Raw genomic sequence first — 14,429 nt, forward strand, 5'->3', positions numbered from 1 at the left:
GCGCACGGCATGAACCTCAGATTCCACATCATCACCATGACGGTGCTCGCCGTCATCAGCGACGCCATCCTGATTCCCTTCTACCCGCAGTTCTTCAGCGCGCGTTACGGCATCGACAGCCCCGTGCACGTGGGCGCCTACGTGGCGGCGATCTCCATCGCCGTGATGTGCACGCTGCCCTTCTGGGCGCGCGTGGCACGCCGCGTCGAGCCGCTGCATCTGCTGGTCTACACCCAGTTCGCCGCCGGCACCTTCAGCCTGCTGAGCGACTGGGCGCCCACCGTCGAGGCCTACTGGGTGCTGTCCATGCTGATGTTCATGTGCAAGAGCAGCTACCTGCTGATGTACCCCTACATGATGCGCCTGACCCCCAAGGAAGAGCACGCCGCCACCATCGGCATCCTCTCGGTGGTGGTGCACTTCGGCGCCATCTTCGGGGCGGTGGTGGGCGGCTTTGTGCTGCAGACCTGGGGGCCGCGCGCCAGCATTTTTGCCATGGCCGCCGGCGACTATTTCCAGATGGCCGTCTGCTTCTACCTGATACGCAGCGGAAAAATCATCCGCGTCAACACCGGCGAGCAGGCGCTGGCCGAAGCCACCGAAGCGAAGCGCGTCGGCCTGCTGGCTCGCCTGCCCATCCTGAAGCTGGCGCTGGTGATGCTGATATTCGACTTCAGCGCCTACCTGATCCGCCCCTTCTTCGCCCTCTACTGGCAGAAGATCACCGGCAACGACAGCGAGCTGCTGTCCGGCATGGCCTTCGCCATCCCCGGTGTGGTGGCCATCGTGGCGCTGCGCCTGCACGCCTGGATACGCGCGCGCGGCGGCCATCTGCCCGACCACACGCTGGGCAACCTGCTGCTGGGCGCCGTGGGCCTGTTGTTGCATGCCGCGCCCGATCCGCTGCTGGTGGTGCTGGGCCGCGTGCTCTACGGCTGGGCCTTCTTCCAGATCATCGTCAAGCTCGAAGTCAACCTGTTCCGCCTGTCCACACCCCAGCGCTACGCGCAGGACTACAGCATCACCAACTTCTTCCAGAACATGGGCGTGCTGCTGTCCTCCTTCGCGGCCGGCGCCATCGTCAATCGCTACGGGCTGCACCTGCCCTTTCTGCTGGCGGCCGGCGGTTTTGTGCTGACCGCGCTGCTGGACCGCCTGATCCTCAAGGTGCCCAGCGCCGGGCACCTGGATGAAACCGGCAATGCCGCCACTCTGAAGGAGCCCGCCCATGCCAATTGATACTGACACCCTCCACCGCCGCGCCGATGCCGAACTCAGGCCTTACCGCGACGAAGCCGGCTTTGTGTTCCGCCCATTGCGCATACCCGCCGACATCTCCACGCTGCACCGCTGGTTCACGCAGGAGCGCGCCGCCTTCTGGCTGATGCAGGACAAGAGCGAGGCCGAAGTCCGCGAGGCCTACCAGTGCATGCTGGATTCGGGCACTGCCACGCCTTACATAGGCTGGCACGAAGGCCGGCCCGCCTTCCTCGCCGAATGCTACGACCCCGCACAGGACCGCATCAAGGCCTTCTACGAGGTGCGGCCCGGCGACCTCGGCATGCACATTTTTATAGCGCCGCCCGAGCGGCGCATCGCCGGCTATTCGCGCAGCGTGTTCCATGCGCTGATGCGCTTCATGTTCGAACACCTGGGCGCGCAGCGCATCGTCGTCGAGCCCGACGCCAGCAATCACAAGGTCCATGCCTTGAACCGGTCGGCGGGCTTCGCCTACGACCGTGATGTGGTCTTCCCCGAGAAGATCGCCAGCCTCGCCTTTTGCACACGGCGGGATTTTGAACAGGCTACGGCCGCCACCTTAGAGGAAGTCCATTCATGAACGTCACCATCGCCCACCAGATCGCGCACGACCCGGCCCGCTTCGCCGCCCACCTGACACCCGAGGCCTGGGCCCAGGCCAACCGCCTGCTGCTGCGCAAGGCCATTGCCGAATACGCCCACGAGCTCATCGTCGAGCCCGAGCAGCTGCGCCCACGCGACGGCGGCTTCGCGCTGTACCAGCTGTTCTCGGACGACGGCGCCGCCTGCTACCAGTTCGAGGCACAGCGCCTGGCGCTGCGCCACTGGTTTATCAAACCGGAATCCATCCACAAATACGTTAAAGGCGCCGAGCAGCCGCTGGACGCGCTGCAGTTCATCATCGAATGCCGCCAGCGCTTGGGGCTTCGCGAGGAGCTGCTGCCCATCTACCTCGACGAGATCAGCAGCACGCTCTTCGGCAGCGCCTACAAGCGCATGAAAGCCGACGCGCCCAGCAGCGCCCAGCTGGCCGACGCCACCGACTTCCAGTCGATTGAAGTCGCCATGACCGAAGGCCATCCGGGGTTTGTTGCCAACAACGGGCGCCTGGGCTTCACCGCGGCCGACTACCAGGCCTACGCACCCGAGGCCGGCTCAGAGATCCGCGTGATCTGGCTGGCCGTGCACAAGGACCATGCGGCTTTTTCCAGCATCTCCACGCTCAGCTACGAACAGCTGCTGGCCGAAGAACTCGGGCAGGAGACTGTCGACGGCTTTACCCGCGAAGTGGCCGCGCTGGGCGTGGACCCGGCCGACTACAACTTCATGCCGGCCCATCCCTGGCAGTGGTTCAACAAGCTGTCGATCGCCTTCGCCGGCTATGTGGCCCAGCGCAAGATCATCTGCCTGGCCTACGGCCGCGACAACTACATCGCCCAGCAGTCGATACGCACCTTCTTCAACACCAGCGACCGCAGCAAGCGCTACGTCAAGACTTCGCTGTCCATCCTCAACATGGGCTTTATGCGCGGCCTGTCGCCTTATTACATGTCGGGCACGCCAGCCATCAACGAATTCATCAAGAAGCTGGTGTCCGGCGACGCCTTCCTGCGCGCCAACGGCTTCACCATCCTGCAGGAGGTCGCGTCCATAGGCTTTCGCAACCACTACTACGAGGCCGCGATACCGGCCGACACGCCTTACAAAAAGATGTTCTCGGCGCTCTGGCGCGAAAGCCCGCTGCCCCTGCTCAAGCCCGGCGAGCGCCTGATGACCATGGCCGCGCTGCTGCACGTCGACAAGGACGGCCACGCGCTGCTGCCCGAGTTGATCCGCCGCTCCGGCCTGGGCACCCAAGCCTGGCTGCAGAGTTACCTGAAGGCCTACCTGACGCCGCTGCTGCACTGTTTCTATAAACACGACCTGAGCTTCATGCCGCACGGCGAGAACCTGATCCTGGTGCTCGACAAGCACGTGCCCGTGCGCGCCATCATGAAGGACATCGCCGAAGAGTGCGCCATCCTCAACATCGAGGCCAAGGCGCTGCTGCCAGTGCGCGTGGACCGCCTGGCGGTCGACGTGCCCGACCACTTCAAGCTGCTCGGCATCTTCATCGACGTGTTTGACGGCGTGCTGCGCCACATCAACCAGGTCCTCGTCGAAAACACCTGCTGCACCGAGGACGACTTCTGGCGCGCCGTGGCCGACTGCGTCTCTGACTACCAGGATGCCCATCCCGAGATGGCCGCGAAGTTCGCGCACTACGACATGTTTGTGCCCGAGTTCCTGCATTCCTGCCTGAACCGCCTGCAGCTCGGAAACAACGTGCAGATGGTCAACCTGGCCGATCCGGCATCCAGCCTCAAGATGGCCGGCAACCTGGTGAACCCGATTGCCGGCATGCGCCGCCGCGCCGCCAGGCGGCCCGCGGCGGAAACTGCGGTGGAAAGCGTCGCATGAGCTTTGACATGCGGTCAGGGGATTCGGTGCACGACGGTGCGCCGATGCCGGCCTGGGCCTGCGCGCCCGACGCCGACCTTGCCCGCGTGTTGCGGCTGGCCGCCTCCATCGCCCCCGCGCTGCGCGGAGAGCAGGGCGATGCGCCGCTGCCCGGTGCGCTGCGCCACGGCGATGAGATCGCCGCCGGCACAGGCCCCCTGCGGGCGCTGTGCCGCCACTGGGAACAAGCCTATCCCGAAGCCGGCGCGCTTTATGTGGCGCTGCGCTGCTGGGGGCTGGCAATCTGGCAACCGGTCTACCTCTGCGTGATCGCCGCGCACCTGGACACCCACGTCCCGCGGCTCGCCGGCCTGGCGCAGCCCGTGGTGGACGGCTTTCCCAGCGGCTTCCAGTTGCCGTCGCATGCGCCCCTCAAGGCCGCGACCCTGGTTTCACGCCTGCGCCTGACGGCCGGCGAGCTGCGCGGCTTCTGCCAGTCGACGCGCGCGGCGCTGATGCCTATGGTGGCCCTGCATGCCCGCGCCGCCGACCGGCTGCAGGCCGAGTGTGTGCTGGGCGCGCTGCTGCTGGTGCACCGCGGCCGGCCGGGCCTGGCCGATGCCGAGGTCGCCGCGCTAGGGGAGGAGTGGCTGGCGCAACTGGGCATCCCCGGCGGCTGCGGCTTCTTTGCGTACCGGGCCCGCGACGGGACGCCTGCGCTAGCGTTAGACCGCAAGGTGTGCTGCCACTACTTTCGCCGCCATGACGGCGAGAAATGCAGCACCTGTCCCAAGCTCCCGCTCGACAAGCGCATCGCCCGATTGCTGGCCGATCCTTCGTAGTCCGGGCCATTGATTCCGCGATGCGGCCGTGCCTTTGCCAAGGCCGGTGTGCCTCGCCACGCCCTGGAGAGTTCCATGAACGACATCGCACGCCTGGTGCATCTCATGCCGGCGGACCCGCAACTGCCCGTCAGCGCTTATTTCGACGAAGCCCTGTTCGCGCGTGAACAGGCCTTGATCTTCAACCAGTCCGCCCGCTACCTCGGCCATGAAAAAGCCGTGCCGCAGGTCGGCGACTGGCACCGGCTCGCGCAGGAAGGGGGAGGGCGCGTGCTGGTGCGCAACCCCCAGGGCGTGGAACTGCTGTCCAATGTCTGCCGGCATCGGCAGGCGCTGATCCTGGGCGGCGAAACCGGCAACGTCAGCGGGCCGGCCAACCCCAAGGGCAACCTGGCGGCCGCCGGCGGGCACATCGTCTGCCCCTTGCACCGCTGGACTTACAACAGCAGCGGCGAGCTGCTGGGCGCGCCGCAGTTCGAACAAAAACCCTGCAAGAACCTGCAGCGCTTTCCCCTGCGCAACTGCCACGGCCTGCTGTTCGAAGGCCCGCGCGACCCGGCGCGCGACATGGCGCCCTTGTTCGAAAGGCCAGAGTTCGATTTTTCGGACTACGTGCTCGACCACGTGGAAGTGCACCCCTGCAACTACAACTGGAAGACCTTCATCGAGGTCTACCTCGAGGACTATCACGTCGCGCCTTTCCACCCCGGCCTGGGCAGCTTCGTGAGCTGCGACGACCTGAGCTGGGACTTTGCCGACTGGTACAGCATGCAGCGCGTCGGTGTGCACGAAGCGCTGAACGCGCCGGGCTCCGACATCTACAGCGCCTGGCACGACCGCCTGCTGCAATACCGCACCGGCACGCCGCCCGATTTCGGCGCGGTCTGGGTCACCTACTTCCCCACCCACATGATCGAGCTCTACCCGCACGTGCTGGTGCTGTCCACGCTCTACCCCAAAGGGCCGCAGGACACGGTCAACGTCGTGGAGTTCTATTACCCCGAAGAGATCGCCGCCTTCGAACGCGAGTTCATTGAAGCGCACCGCGCCGCCTATATGGAAACCGCCAGGGAAGACGACGAGATCGGTGAACGCATGGACGCGGGCCGGCGCGCGCTGCTGGCGCGCGGCACCTCCGACACCGGGCCCTACCAGTCGCCGCTCGAAGACGGCATGCAGCATTTCCACGAGTGGTACCGGCGCACCATGGGTGCTTCCAGCCCGCCTTGAAAGAAAGGCGGGCTTGAAGCCGGGGTGCCACCGGCCCCACAATGCGCCATGCGCAAACATTTCTCCGAAACCACAGGCCCGCAGCGGCTCACCCTGGGCCTGGTGGCGGGATTGATCGTGGCGGCCTTGCCGCTGCCCCTGGGCTGGCAGTTCTGCGGCCTGCTCGGCTGGTGCGCCGGCATCTCCGTTTACCTGGGGCTGGCCTGGTGGCTGTGTGTGCGCTTCGACGCCAAACGCACACGCGAACGCGCACAGGCCCAGGACGAGCCCAGCGTCGTGCTGTTTTTGCTGATGCTGCTGGCCACCATGGCCTGCGTTGCGGCCATCACGCTGATGATGCAGCAGGCCAAAAACCTCTCGGGCATGGAGCGCACGCTGCGCATCGCGCTTTCCGTCGCGGCACTGGCCGCTTCCTGGTTGTTCATGCAGACGATTTATGCGTTTCGCTACGCGCACCGCTATTACCACGAAGAAAAACGCAACGAACCCGACGGCCCCGGCCTGTGTTTCCCCGGCGGGCTGGACCCGGATTACTTCGACTTTCTGTACTACGCCCACGTGGTCGGCATGACCTCGCAGGTCTCCGACGTGCAGGTCACCTCGCGCGAAATGCGCCGGCTCACGCTGGTGCACAGCGTGCTGTCCTTCGGCTTCAACATGCTGATTTTGGCGCTCAGCATCAATGTGGTGGCGGGGGCGTTGCAGTAAATCCGGTTGGGCCGCTGCGAGATGCCCGGCGGCTCATGTGCGGTTGGCCTTTGCCGTGCTGTCCACTGACGGACGCACAATATCATTACCCCATCCAACAATAACGTATAAGAACGCAATAGAGTGTCTTCACACCTTGAATACCGCCCAGATATTGACGGCCTCCGTGCCATAGCCGTCCTCGCTGTTATTGGGTTCCACGCATTTCCTGAGTTCGTGCCGGGCGGATTCGTTGGCGTTGATGTGTTTTTTGTGATTTCCGGTTATTTGATTTCGGGAATCATCCTGAAATCACTTGATGAAAACACGTTCAGCATTTCAGGGTTCTACTCACGCCGTATAAGGCGAATATTCCCTGCTTTAATTATTGTTCTGTTGATTTGCTTGATTGGAGGCTGGTTCCTCCTCTTTGCCGATGAATACAAGCAACTTGGAATGCACACAGCTGCTGGATCGTCCTTCGTTTCAAATTTTGTCCTTTGGAGGGAAGCGGGCTACTTTGATGGAACTGCAAGTTCAAAACCTTTGCTGCATTTATGGTCTCTCGGAATCGAAGAGCAGTTCTATTTACTCTGGCCAGTACTACTCCTGGTGCTGTACCGGGTTCATCCGCGCTCAATACCGTTGGCCATTGCCGGAATCGCGTTGTCGTCTTTCCTTTTAGGTGTCATCACTGTCGACCTGGATCCTGTTAAAGCGTTTTATTCTCCCGCTTCCAGACTATGGGAGCTTCTCTTTGGGAGCGCTTTAGCCGCCAAATCCGACGGGATGGATCGCTTCTTTGGCGCAAGCTCGCGAAACTTCAGATCAGCCTTGGGGCTTGGTTGCATGGCCGTCGCGATTTTTGCTTTTAACAAAGATTTTTTATTTCCCGGCTGGTGGGCATTGTTGCCTGTTGTCGGCGCATTCCTGGTTGTCTCTGCCGGTTCTACGCATGGGCTGAATAGAACATTTTTATCCGCGTCTCCCCTTGTCAAGATTGGTCTTATCAGCTTCCCTCTATATTTATGGCACTGGCCGCTGATTTCCTTTGCACACATTATCGAATCCGGCCAGCCAAGCGCACTTGTTCGGAGTACGGCTGTTGCAGCAAGTTTCCTGCTGGCCTGGCTGACGTATCGGTATATTGAAATCCCAGTTCGTCATAGGCCCAATCCTAAGGTGACGATTTATCTCCTGACGTCGCTGGTAACGGTAGGAGTAATTGGATTTCAGGTTACGAGCCTTGGTGGAATTCCGTCTCGTAGCATTCAAGATGCACAACATTTCAATATAGAGAAAATTGGCAAAGAACGACTTGCTTCAATGCGAGCTGGCCGTTGTCATTTCTATCGACCCGAAGATACCTTTGCGGGGAATATGGCAATCATCGGTGATTGCCTTTCCTTGGACGCTCACCGGAAAAACATATTGGTTATCGGAGACTCACATGCCTTTGATCTAAGGACCAGCCTTAGTCAAGCGTACAAAGAGATCAATTTCCTGCAGGTCACCGGATCGGGCTGCACTCCAATTGAGGCGGTGCATAAGCCGGACCCAAATCGATGTGGCGAACTCATCCGCTACGTCAAATACGATTTCAAAGAGCTCGTGAAACTGGATGGGGTAATTCTGTCTGCGAGATGGTCAAACGACTTCAAAGCACTGACCAGCGATATCGAATATTTCCAGATGCGCGGGATTCCCGTCGTTGTTTTTGGACCAACATTTGAATTTAGCGACGACGTGCCAAAAATCCTCAGCCGCAATAGATCGCACAAACCAAATCTGATGCTTTCATCCTACTTGCTTAAAGATAAATTCAGATTGGATAGTCAAATGGAAAGGTTCTTCAGTGACGTCGGCGTACCCTACATTTCAAAAATAAATAACCTATGCACTGGAGGAGTATGTCCAGCCCTAAGTGAGGGCGAGGAATTGTTGACTTTTGATTACGGCCATTGGAGTGCGGACGGTTCAAAATATTACGGTGAGATATTTCGAGCCAATCACGTGCTGGAAAAATGGCTGTACCCCAAGGAGTAACTGGCGGGATCTTTCTTTCCGTTTCGCACGCGGATCATGAACCTGGCGAGATCGGTGGCAAGTCGTGAGTTGCGGACTTTGAGTCCTGCCGTTTCCGTCAAGACTATCGAATCTCTCCCGCATGGGGCAGAGGCTTCTTTTTCGCCTGATTTCTGCCGTCACTCGCTACGCGTGTGGATTTCCGCGCTTGTTTGATCCGTTTTTCCATCGAACGCTGAGCCATTGGTGAAGCCCCTTTGCACAAAGCAGGACATTCACATTTCGGGGTTGAGATAGGGTCAGGCTGCTGTGAAAAAAGCGGGTCACTTTGACGTGAAACTCAACAAGCAGAGTTTTTCCGCTTCAGGGGCCACGGGGTGCCTCTTCGTAATCGCTGTCGCTGCATTTCTAGGGCTCTGGTTCGTCTATCGCGTGTTCGCAAGTGTTTGCTGGATATGCAAGTAGCATGTGCCCGGCGTTCAGGCCTCAGGTTCCTGGCAAACCACCTCAATGTTGTGCCCGTCCGGACCAATGACAAAAGCCGCATAGTAGTTCGCGTGGTAGTGCGGGCGCAGGCCGGGCGGGCCATTGTCTTTGCCGCCCGCCTTCAGGGCCGCGCGATAGAAAGCTTCGACTTGCCGGCGATTTGCGGCCGCGAACGCCAGGTGAAGATGCGCCGGCTTCTCCCCGGTCTGGAACAGGCATAAAGAAGCCTTGGCCTTTGAGCCACTCAGTTCGACGCCGTACGATGGCGGCCCCTCCGAGGCAACCCCTACACCGAGCGGCTCAAGTGCCTTGAGGAAGAAGGCCTTGCTCGCTGCATAGTCGCTGACGCCGAATTTGACGTGGTCAAACATGGATTCTCCTGGAGCGTATTACAGCTGAAACAGCTGCTTCTTCAGCGCCATCTTTTCCTTCTTGCGCAGGCTCGCTTCAGACTTGCGGTGCGAGCCGGCCTTGCGCTGCGCCGCAGGCGCCACCAAAGGGTTGCGCGGCTTGGGCGCGGTCAGCTTGAGTTTGGTCTTGCGAGCCGACGTCATGCCTTCTGCTGCTGTTCAGCTTTGCGGCCCAGCTTGAGCAAGCCGGTCGACAGCGCGGTGCCAATCACAATCACCACGGCGCAGATCACCATCCAGGCCGTCACATGCTCGCCGAGGAAGAGCACGCCGTAGATCACGGCGAACACCGGCACCAGGAAGGTGACCGACAGCGCACGCGGCGGGCCGGCGTTTTCGATCAGGCGGAAAAACAAAATATAGGCCAGCCCGGTACAGACCACGCCGACAGCCAGCAGCGCCAGCCAGGCGTGCGCGCCCGGCATCTGCGCGGGCCACAGCCAGGCGGCGGGGAGGGCCAGGCCCAGGGTCGCGCCTATCTGGCTGCCGGCGGCGGTCACCAGCGGTGGCATGCCCGTCAGGTAGCGTTTGGTGTAGCTGGCTGAGATGCCGTAGCAGATGCAGGCAAACAGGCAGGCCAGCACGGCCCAGCCGGGCGCCACACCCGAGGCGTCGGGCTTGAAGGTGGCCTTGTCCCAGGCCAGCATGGCGACGCCGGCAAAACCGACGATGAGGCCCAGGATGCGCGAGGCATTGGGTTTGTCCTTGAGCCACAGCCAGGCGATCAGCGCGCCGAACATGGGCACGGTGGCGTTGAGAATCGCCGACAGGCCGGTGGTGATGGATAGCAGCGCGAAGGAAAAGCAGGCAAACGGAATGCCCGAATTGAGGATGCCGATGAGGAAAATTTTCTTCCAGCTTTTCTTCAGCTCGGGCAGCAGGCCGCGCAGCCACACGATGGGCAGCAAGAACAGCGCGGCGATGCCCACGCGCACGGCGGCGGTCGGCAGCGGGCCGAACTCCACCGTGCTGATGCGCATGAAAAGGAATGATGAGCCCCAGATGGCGGCCAGCATCACAAAATCGGCGGCCCAGCTTTTGGGTTGGGTGGCGGCCGCGCCCAGGGGCGCGGCGATACCGGAAGGACTGGAACTCACAGCATGCTCTCCTGTAGTGCGCCTTCGAGTTTAAGCAAGGCGGTCTTGCGGTGCAGCCCGCCGGCGTAGCCGGTGAGCGAACCGTCGGAGCCCAGCACGCGGTGGCAGGGCACGATGACGCTGACCGGGTTGCGCCCGACGGCCGCGCCGACGGCGCGCACCGCTGCGGGTTTCCCGATGTTCTGGCTGACCTGGCCGTAGCTCAGGGTGCCGCCTTGCGGGATGGCCAGCAAGGCCTGCCACACCGACTGCTGGAAGGCTGTGCCATGGCCCAGGTCCAGGGGCAGGTCGAACTCTGTGCGCGTGCCGGCATAGTATTCGGTCAGTTGCTGGATGGTCTGCTTGAGCACCGGGTGCTCCGGGTCTTCGCGCCACACATAGGGTTTCACGAGCTGCGGCGGCAGGTGGCGCTGGCCTGCGAACCAGGTGCCGGCCAGGCCCTTGTCGGTCGCGGCAATGATCATTTCGCCCAAAGGGCTGTGGAAGGTCGTCTGGACGATGGAGTTGTCGAATTTCATCTGGGTCACCTTTTGAATGGTTTCGAGTGTCTGCCTTGCCAGGTCCGTTTAAGTCCTGGAAAGGCCGCTTTGGCTGGCTTGTTGTTTCGCGGGCAAAGGCCGGCTCGATCATTCACCGGCGATGTTCGCGCCTGGGCGCTGTACCGTCCAATGAAATCGAGGCGCCGCATTCATTCCGCCCGCGCATGAATGACTGTCGCACCGTCAGCCGGGGCGCTCCAGCGTTCCGCTCCAGGCGCGTATCACCGCGTAACTGCGCCAGGGTTTCCAGGCCGCCGAGGCGAGTTCGGCTTCCCGCGCCGGGTTCTTCAGGCCCTGCACGCCCAGGGCCTTGTGCAGCGCCACGTCGCCCGCCGGAAAGGCGTCTGGCCAGCGCAGCGCGCGCATGGCGATGTATTGCGCGGTCCAGTCGCCTATGCCGGGCAGCTCCTTGAGCGTGGCCAGCGTGGCGCTGACGTCGGCGCCGCTGTGCAGCTGCAGGCGCTTGTCGGCCACGGCCTGCGCGATGCCGACAATCGCGGCCTGGCGCTGTTTGACGATGCCCAGCTGCCCCAGCGCGTCGCCGCTGGCCGCCGCCAACACGCCCGGTGCGGGGAAGAGGCGGGTCAGCTTGGGCCACGGCGTTTCGATCGGTTCGCCGAAGCGGTCCACCATGCGCTGCGCCAGGGTGCGCGCGGCGGCCACGGTGATCTGCTGGCCCAGCACGGCACGCACCGCGAGCTCGTAGCCATCGAGCGCGCCCGGCACGCGCAGGCCGTCGCCTTCGGGGAAGGCGTCGTGCAGCACGCTGTTGATGGCCGTCGGGTCGGCGTCGAGATCGAAAGTGGTGCGCGCGCGGCGTATCACCAGCGGCAGCACCTCGCGCAGCGAGTCGCTCACGCGCAGCACCAGGCGGGAACGCTCTTCCTCAAAACTGGCCAGCAGCCAGCCGGTGTACAGCTTGCCGCCGGATTCGATGCCCAGGGTCCGGCCCAGGCAAGGCAAGTCCGCCTCGGTGTCGATGAACTCGATGGTGCTGATGCAGCGCTTGCTGAAGAAGGCCAGTATGGCCTGCACGTCGTAGGGCGGGCGGTAGCCCAGCCGTATGGTCGCGCCTTCGCCGACGTCGCCGCTGCGCGCCGGCCCCTGGCGCCGCAGCTGCGTGGGGTTGAGCTTGTAGTGCTCGACAAAAGCGGCGTTGAAGCGCCGAACGCTGGCGAAGCCGCTGATCAGCGCAATCTGCGTGATCGGCAGGTTGGTGTCGGCCAGCAGCTGCTTGGCGGTGTGCAGCCTGTGCGTCTGCAAATACTGCATGGGCGAGACGCCGAACTGCGCCTCGAAGATGCGCCGCACGTGGCGGTCGCTGACGCCCAGCCGGGCGGCGAGCTTCTCGACCGAGGGCGCTTCCCCGGCCCAGACTTCGGGCTCGTCGAGCAGGCGGGCCGCCTGGTGGGCCAGGATGTAGGAAGCGTCCTGGATGGACCACACCACCGAGTGCGGCGCCAGCTCGGGCCGGCAGCGCAGGCAGGGGCGGAAGCCGGCGTTCTCGGCCTGCGCCGCATGGTGGAAGAAACGGCAGTTCTCGCGCTTGGGCGTTTTCACGCTGCAGACCGGCCGGCAATAAATGCCGGTGGAGGTCACGCCGGTGAAAAAGCTGCCGTCGAAACGCGCGTCCCGCGCCTTCAGGGCGAGGTAGCAGTCGTTGTCGGCAAGAGGGGTGTTTTCGCGGTCCATGGAAGAAATGATACGCCGCTGGCTGGTTTCGACTGGCCGTTTTCGGACATGTCCCTCACCCCTCCGTGGACCCCTTTTTCGGCCGGTTTCCGGCTTTCGGGGAGGTCCGCAATAGTCTGAACGGACTGGCCGGAAACGGCTGCCGCCTACAGGAAGCGGCAGGGCCGCCCCCCTACAATGAAACTCGCTTCTCCGGGCCATCCCATCATTCGAAGCCCATACCCCTACTTGCAGGAACCAGGAACCGCACCCGATGCAAATCAACCCGTCCATCTTCAAGGCCTATGACATACGCGGCGTCGTGCCGTCCACCATCCATGAAGCAATGGCCGAGGCCCTGGGCAAGGCCTTTGGCATGGCGGCGCTGGCGGAAGGCGAAAAAGCCGTGGCCGTGGGCCGCGACGGCCGGCTTAGCGGGCCGTCGCTAAGCGCGGCGCTGATGCGCGGCCTGGCCGCCACGGGCATCGACGTGATCGACGTGGGCATGGTGACCACGCCCATGCTGTACTTTGCCGCCAGCACGCTGGCCGGATCCGGCATACAGGTCACGGGCAGCCACAACCCCAAGGACTACAACGGCTTCAAGATGGTGCTGGCCGGGCGCGCGATCTACGGCGAGGAGATCCAGGCACTGCGCCGTGTCATCGCAGGCGACAAGTGGGTGCTGCCTTCGCAGGGCGGCAGCATCCGCCAGGTCGACGTGGGCACGGCCTACCGCGACCGCATCGTTTCGGGCATCAAGCTGGAACGCCCGCTGAAAATCGTCGTCGATTCCGGCAACGGCATTGCCGGCGCGTCGGCGCCCGCCATCTTTCGCGCTTTGGGCTGTGAAGTCACCGAACTCTTCAGCGAAGTGGACGGCAACTTTCCCAATCACCATCCCGACCCGAGCAAGCCCGAAAACCTGCAGGACCTGATCAAGGCCTTGCAAAGCGGCGATGCCGAACTGGGCCTGGCCTTTGACGGTGACGGCGACCGGCTGGGCATTGTCACCAAAGACGGCCAGAACATCTACCCCGACCGGCAGATGATGCTGTTCGCGCGCGACGTGCTGTCGCGCGTGCCGGGCGGGACGATTCTGTTCGACGTGAAATGCTCGCAGCGTCTGGCGCCCGAGATCGAGGCCGCCGGCGGGGTGCCCATGATGTACAAGACCGGCCATTCGCTGATCAAGGCCAGGATGAAGGAAGTCGATTCGCCGCTGGGCGGCGAGATGAGCGGCCATATCTTCTTCAAGGAGCGCTGGTACGGTTTTGACGACGGCACCTATGCCGGCGCCCGCCTGCTGGAAATTCTGAGCCGCGTGCCGGATGCCGGCATCGTGCTCAATGCTTTGCCGACCAGCTTCAGCACGCCTGAACTCAATGTGGCCTGCAAGGAAGGCGAGCCGCATACGGTCGTGGAGGCCTTGATCAAGTCCGCGAAATTTCCGGCGCCCGCGAAGATATCTACGATTGACGGCGTGCGCGTCGACTGGCCCGACGGCTTTGGCCTGATCCGCGCGTCCAACACCACGCCGGTGCTGGTGCTGCGCTTTGAGGGGCATACCCAGGCGGCGCTGGAACGGATCGAAGCCGACATGCTGACTTTATTACGCAGCGTTAAGCCCGACGCGAGCTTCGCGGCAGCTGCGCACTGAAACACCCCCGTCTGGCCGCAGCCTTAGCGTTCGGGCTGAGGTATCGAAGCCTTTTTGATGGTCTTTATCTGCGTAAATCTGCG

13 protein-coding genes are annotated in these 14,429 nt (G+C 62.7%); 8 read left to right on the forward strand and 5 right to left on the reverse strand.

Features of this window, described 5'->3' with window-relative positions:
• Positions 1–9 precede the first annotated feature (9 nt).
• From AC1D1F_RS07810 to AC1D1F_RS07840, 7 genes are all read left to right on the forward strand, one after another.
• Positions 10–1,239, forward strand: a complete 1,230-nt coding sequence (locus AC1D1F_RS07810; protein WP_477677386.1) for an MFS transporter — start codon at positions 10–12, stop codon at positions 1,237–1,239.
• Positions 1,229–1,840 carry a GNAT family N-acetyltransferase gene (locus tag AC1D1F_RS07815; protein WP_477677385.1) on the forward strand — a complete coding sequence of 204 codons (612 nt, stop codon included), beginning with the start codon at positions 1,229–1,231 and terminating at the stop codon, positions 1,838–1,840. The genes AC1D1F_RS07810 and AC1D1F_RS07815 overlap by 11 nt, the downstream gene beginning before the upstream one ends.
• Complete coding sequence (locus tag AC1D1F_RS07820) at positions 1,837–3,720, forward strand: IucA/IucC family protein (protein ID WP_477677384.1); 1,884 nt, start codon at positions 1,837–1,839, stop codon at positions 3,718–3,720. The genes AC1D1F_RS07815 and AC1D1F_RS07820 overlap by 4 nt, the downstream gene beginning before the upstream one ends.
• Complete coding sequence (locus tag AC1D1F_RS07825) at positions 3,717–4,541, forward strand: siderophore ferric iron reductase (protein ID WP_477677383.1); 825 nt, start codon at positions 3,717–3,719, stop codon at positions 4,539–4,541. The genes AC1D1F_RS07820 and AC1D1F_RS07825 overlap by 4 nt, the downstream gene beginning before the upstream one ends.
• A gap of 75 nt (positions 4,542–4,616) precedes the next feature.
• A complete protein-coding gene (locus AC1D1F_RS07830) occupies positions 4,617–5,771 on the forward strand; it encodes an aromatic ring-hydroxylating oxygenase subunit alpha (RefSeq protein ID WP_477677382.1) in 1,155 nt (384 codons plus the stop codon).
• Between the two features lie 48 nt (positions 5,772–5,819).
• A complete protein-coding gene (locus tag AC1D1F_RS07835) occupies positions 5,820–6,479 on the forward strand; it encodes a DUF1345 domain-containing protein (RefSeq protein WP_477677381.1) in 660 nt (219 codons plus the stop codon).
• A 123-nt stretch (positions 6,480–6,602) separates the two neighbouring features.
• Complete coding sequence (locus AC1D1F_RS07840; protein WP_477677380.1) at positions 6,603–8,504, forward strand: acyltransferase family protein; 1,902 nt, start codon at positions 6,603–6,605, stop codon at positions 8,502–8,504.
• A 458-nt stretch (positions 8,505–8,962) separates the two neighbouring features.
• On the opposite strand, the gene AC1D1F_RS07845 is transcribed toward AC1D1F_RS07840, so the two are convergent.
• The 5 genes from AC1D1F_RS07845 to AC1D1F_RS07865 form a co-directional block, all read right to left on the reverse strand.
• Positions 8,963–9,340 carry a VOC family protein gene (locus tag AC1D1F_RS07845; RefSeq protein WP_477677379.1) on the reverse strand — a complete coding sequence of 126 codons (378 nt, stop codon included), beginning with the start codon at positions 9,338–9,340 and terminating at the stop codon, positions 8,963–8,965.
• A gap of 18 nt (positions 9,341–9,358) precedes the next feature.
• Positions 9,359–9,523: a hypothetical protein gene (locus AC1D1F_RS07850; protein WP_477677378.1), complete on the reverse strand. Its 165-nt coding sequence runs from the start codon at positions 9,521–9,523 to the stop codon at positions 9,359–9,361.
• Positions 9,520–10,476, reverse strand: a complete 957-nt coding sequence (locus AC1D1F_RS07855) for a DMT family transporter (protein WP_477696044.1) — start codon at positions 10,474–10,476, stop codon at positions 9,520–9,522. The genes AC1D1F_RS07850 and AC1D1F_RS07855 overlap by 4 nt, the downstream gene beginning before the upstream one ends.
• Complete coding sequence (locus tag AC1D1F_RS07860; protein WP_477677377.1) at positions 10,473–10,994, reverse strand: methylated-DNA--[protein]-cysteine S-methyltransferase; 522 nt, start codon at positions 10,992–10,994, stop codon at positions 10,473–10,475. The genes AC1D1F_RS07855 and AC1D1F_RS07860 overlap by 4 nt, the downstream gene beginning before the upstream one ends.
• A gap of 204 nt (positions 10,995–11,198) precedes the next feature.
• Positions 11,199–12,707 (reverse strand): DNA-3-methyladenine glycosylase 2 family protein, encoded by a 1,509-nt coding sequence (locus AC1D1F_RS07865; protein ID WP_477696043.1) that lies wholly within the window; start codon positions 12,705–12,707, stop codon positions 11,199–11,201.
• 253 nt (positions 12,708–12,960) lie between these two features.
• On the opposite strand from AC1D1F_RS07865, the gene AC1D1F_RS07870 reads away from it, so the two are divergent.
• Positions 12,961–14,346, forward strand: a complete 1,386-nt coding sequence (locus tag AC1D1F_RS07870; RefSeq protein ID WP_477696042.1) for a phosphomannomutase/phosphoglucomutase — start codon at positions 12,961–12,963, stop codon at positions 14,344–14,346.
• The last annotated feature ends 83 nt before the right edge of the window (positions 14,347–14,429 follow it).

The sequence above is a fragment of the Polaromonas sp. P1_H6 genome (assembly GCF_056405195.1).

Bases quoted from the DNA above. Each gene is read 5' to 3' on its own strand.
- AC1D1F_RS07815 (WP_477677385.1), top strand. From the start codon at position 1,229: ATGCCAATTGATACTGACACCCTCCACCGCCGCGCCGATGCCGAACTC.
- AC1D1F_RS07835 (WP_477677381.1), top strand. From the start codon at position 5,820: ATGCGCAAACATTTCTCCGAAACCACAGGCCCGCAGCGGCTCACCCTG.
- AC1D1F_RS07825 (WP_477677383.1), top strand. From the start codon at position 3,717: ATGAGCTTTGACATGCGGTCAGGGGATTCGGTGCACGACGGTGCGCCG.
- AC1D1F_RS07830 (WP_477677382.1), top strand. From the start codon at position 4,617: ATGAACGACATCGCACGCCTGGTGCATCTCATGCCGGCGGACCCGCAA.
- AC1D1F_RS07865 (WP_477696043.1), bottom strand. From the start codon at position 12,707: ATGGACCGCGAAAACACCCCTCTTGCCGACAACGACTGCTACCTCGCC.
- AC1D1F_RS07810 (WP_477677386.1), top strand. From the start codon at position 10: ATGAACCTCAGATTCCACATCATCACCATGACGGTGCTCGCCGTCATC.
- AC1D1F_RS07850 (WP_477677378.1), bottom strand. From the start codon at position 9,523: ATGACGTCGGCTCGCAAGACCAAACTCAAGCTGACCGCGCCCAAGCCG.
- AC1D1F_RS07820 (WP_477677384.1), top strand. From the start codon at position 1,837: ATGAACGTCACCATCGCCCACCAGATCGCGCACGACCCGGCCCGCTTC.
- AC1D1F_RS07870 (WP_477696042.1), top strand. From the start codon at position 12,961: ATGCAAATCAACCCGTCCATCTTCAAGGCCTATGACATACGCGGCGTC.
- AC1D1F_RS07845 (WP_477677379.1), bottom strand. From the start codon at position 9,340: ATGTTTGACCACGTCAAATTCGGCGTCAGCGACTATGCAGCGAGCAAG.
- AC1D1F_RS07860 (WP_477677377.1), bottom strand. From the start codon at position 10,994: ATGAAATTCGACAACTCCATCGTCCAGACGACCTTCCACAGCCCTTTG.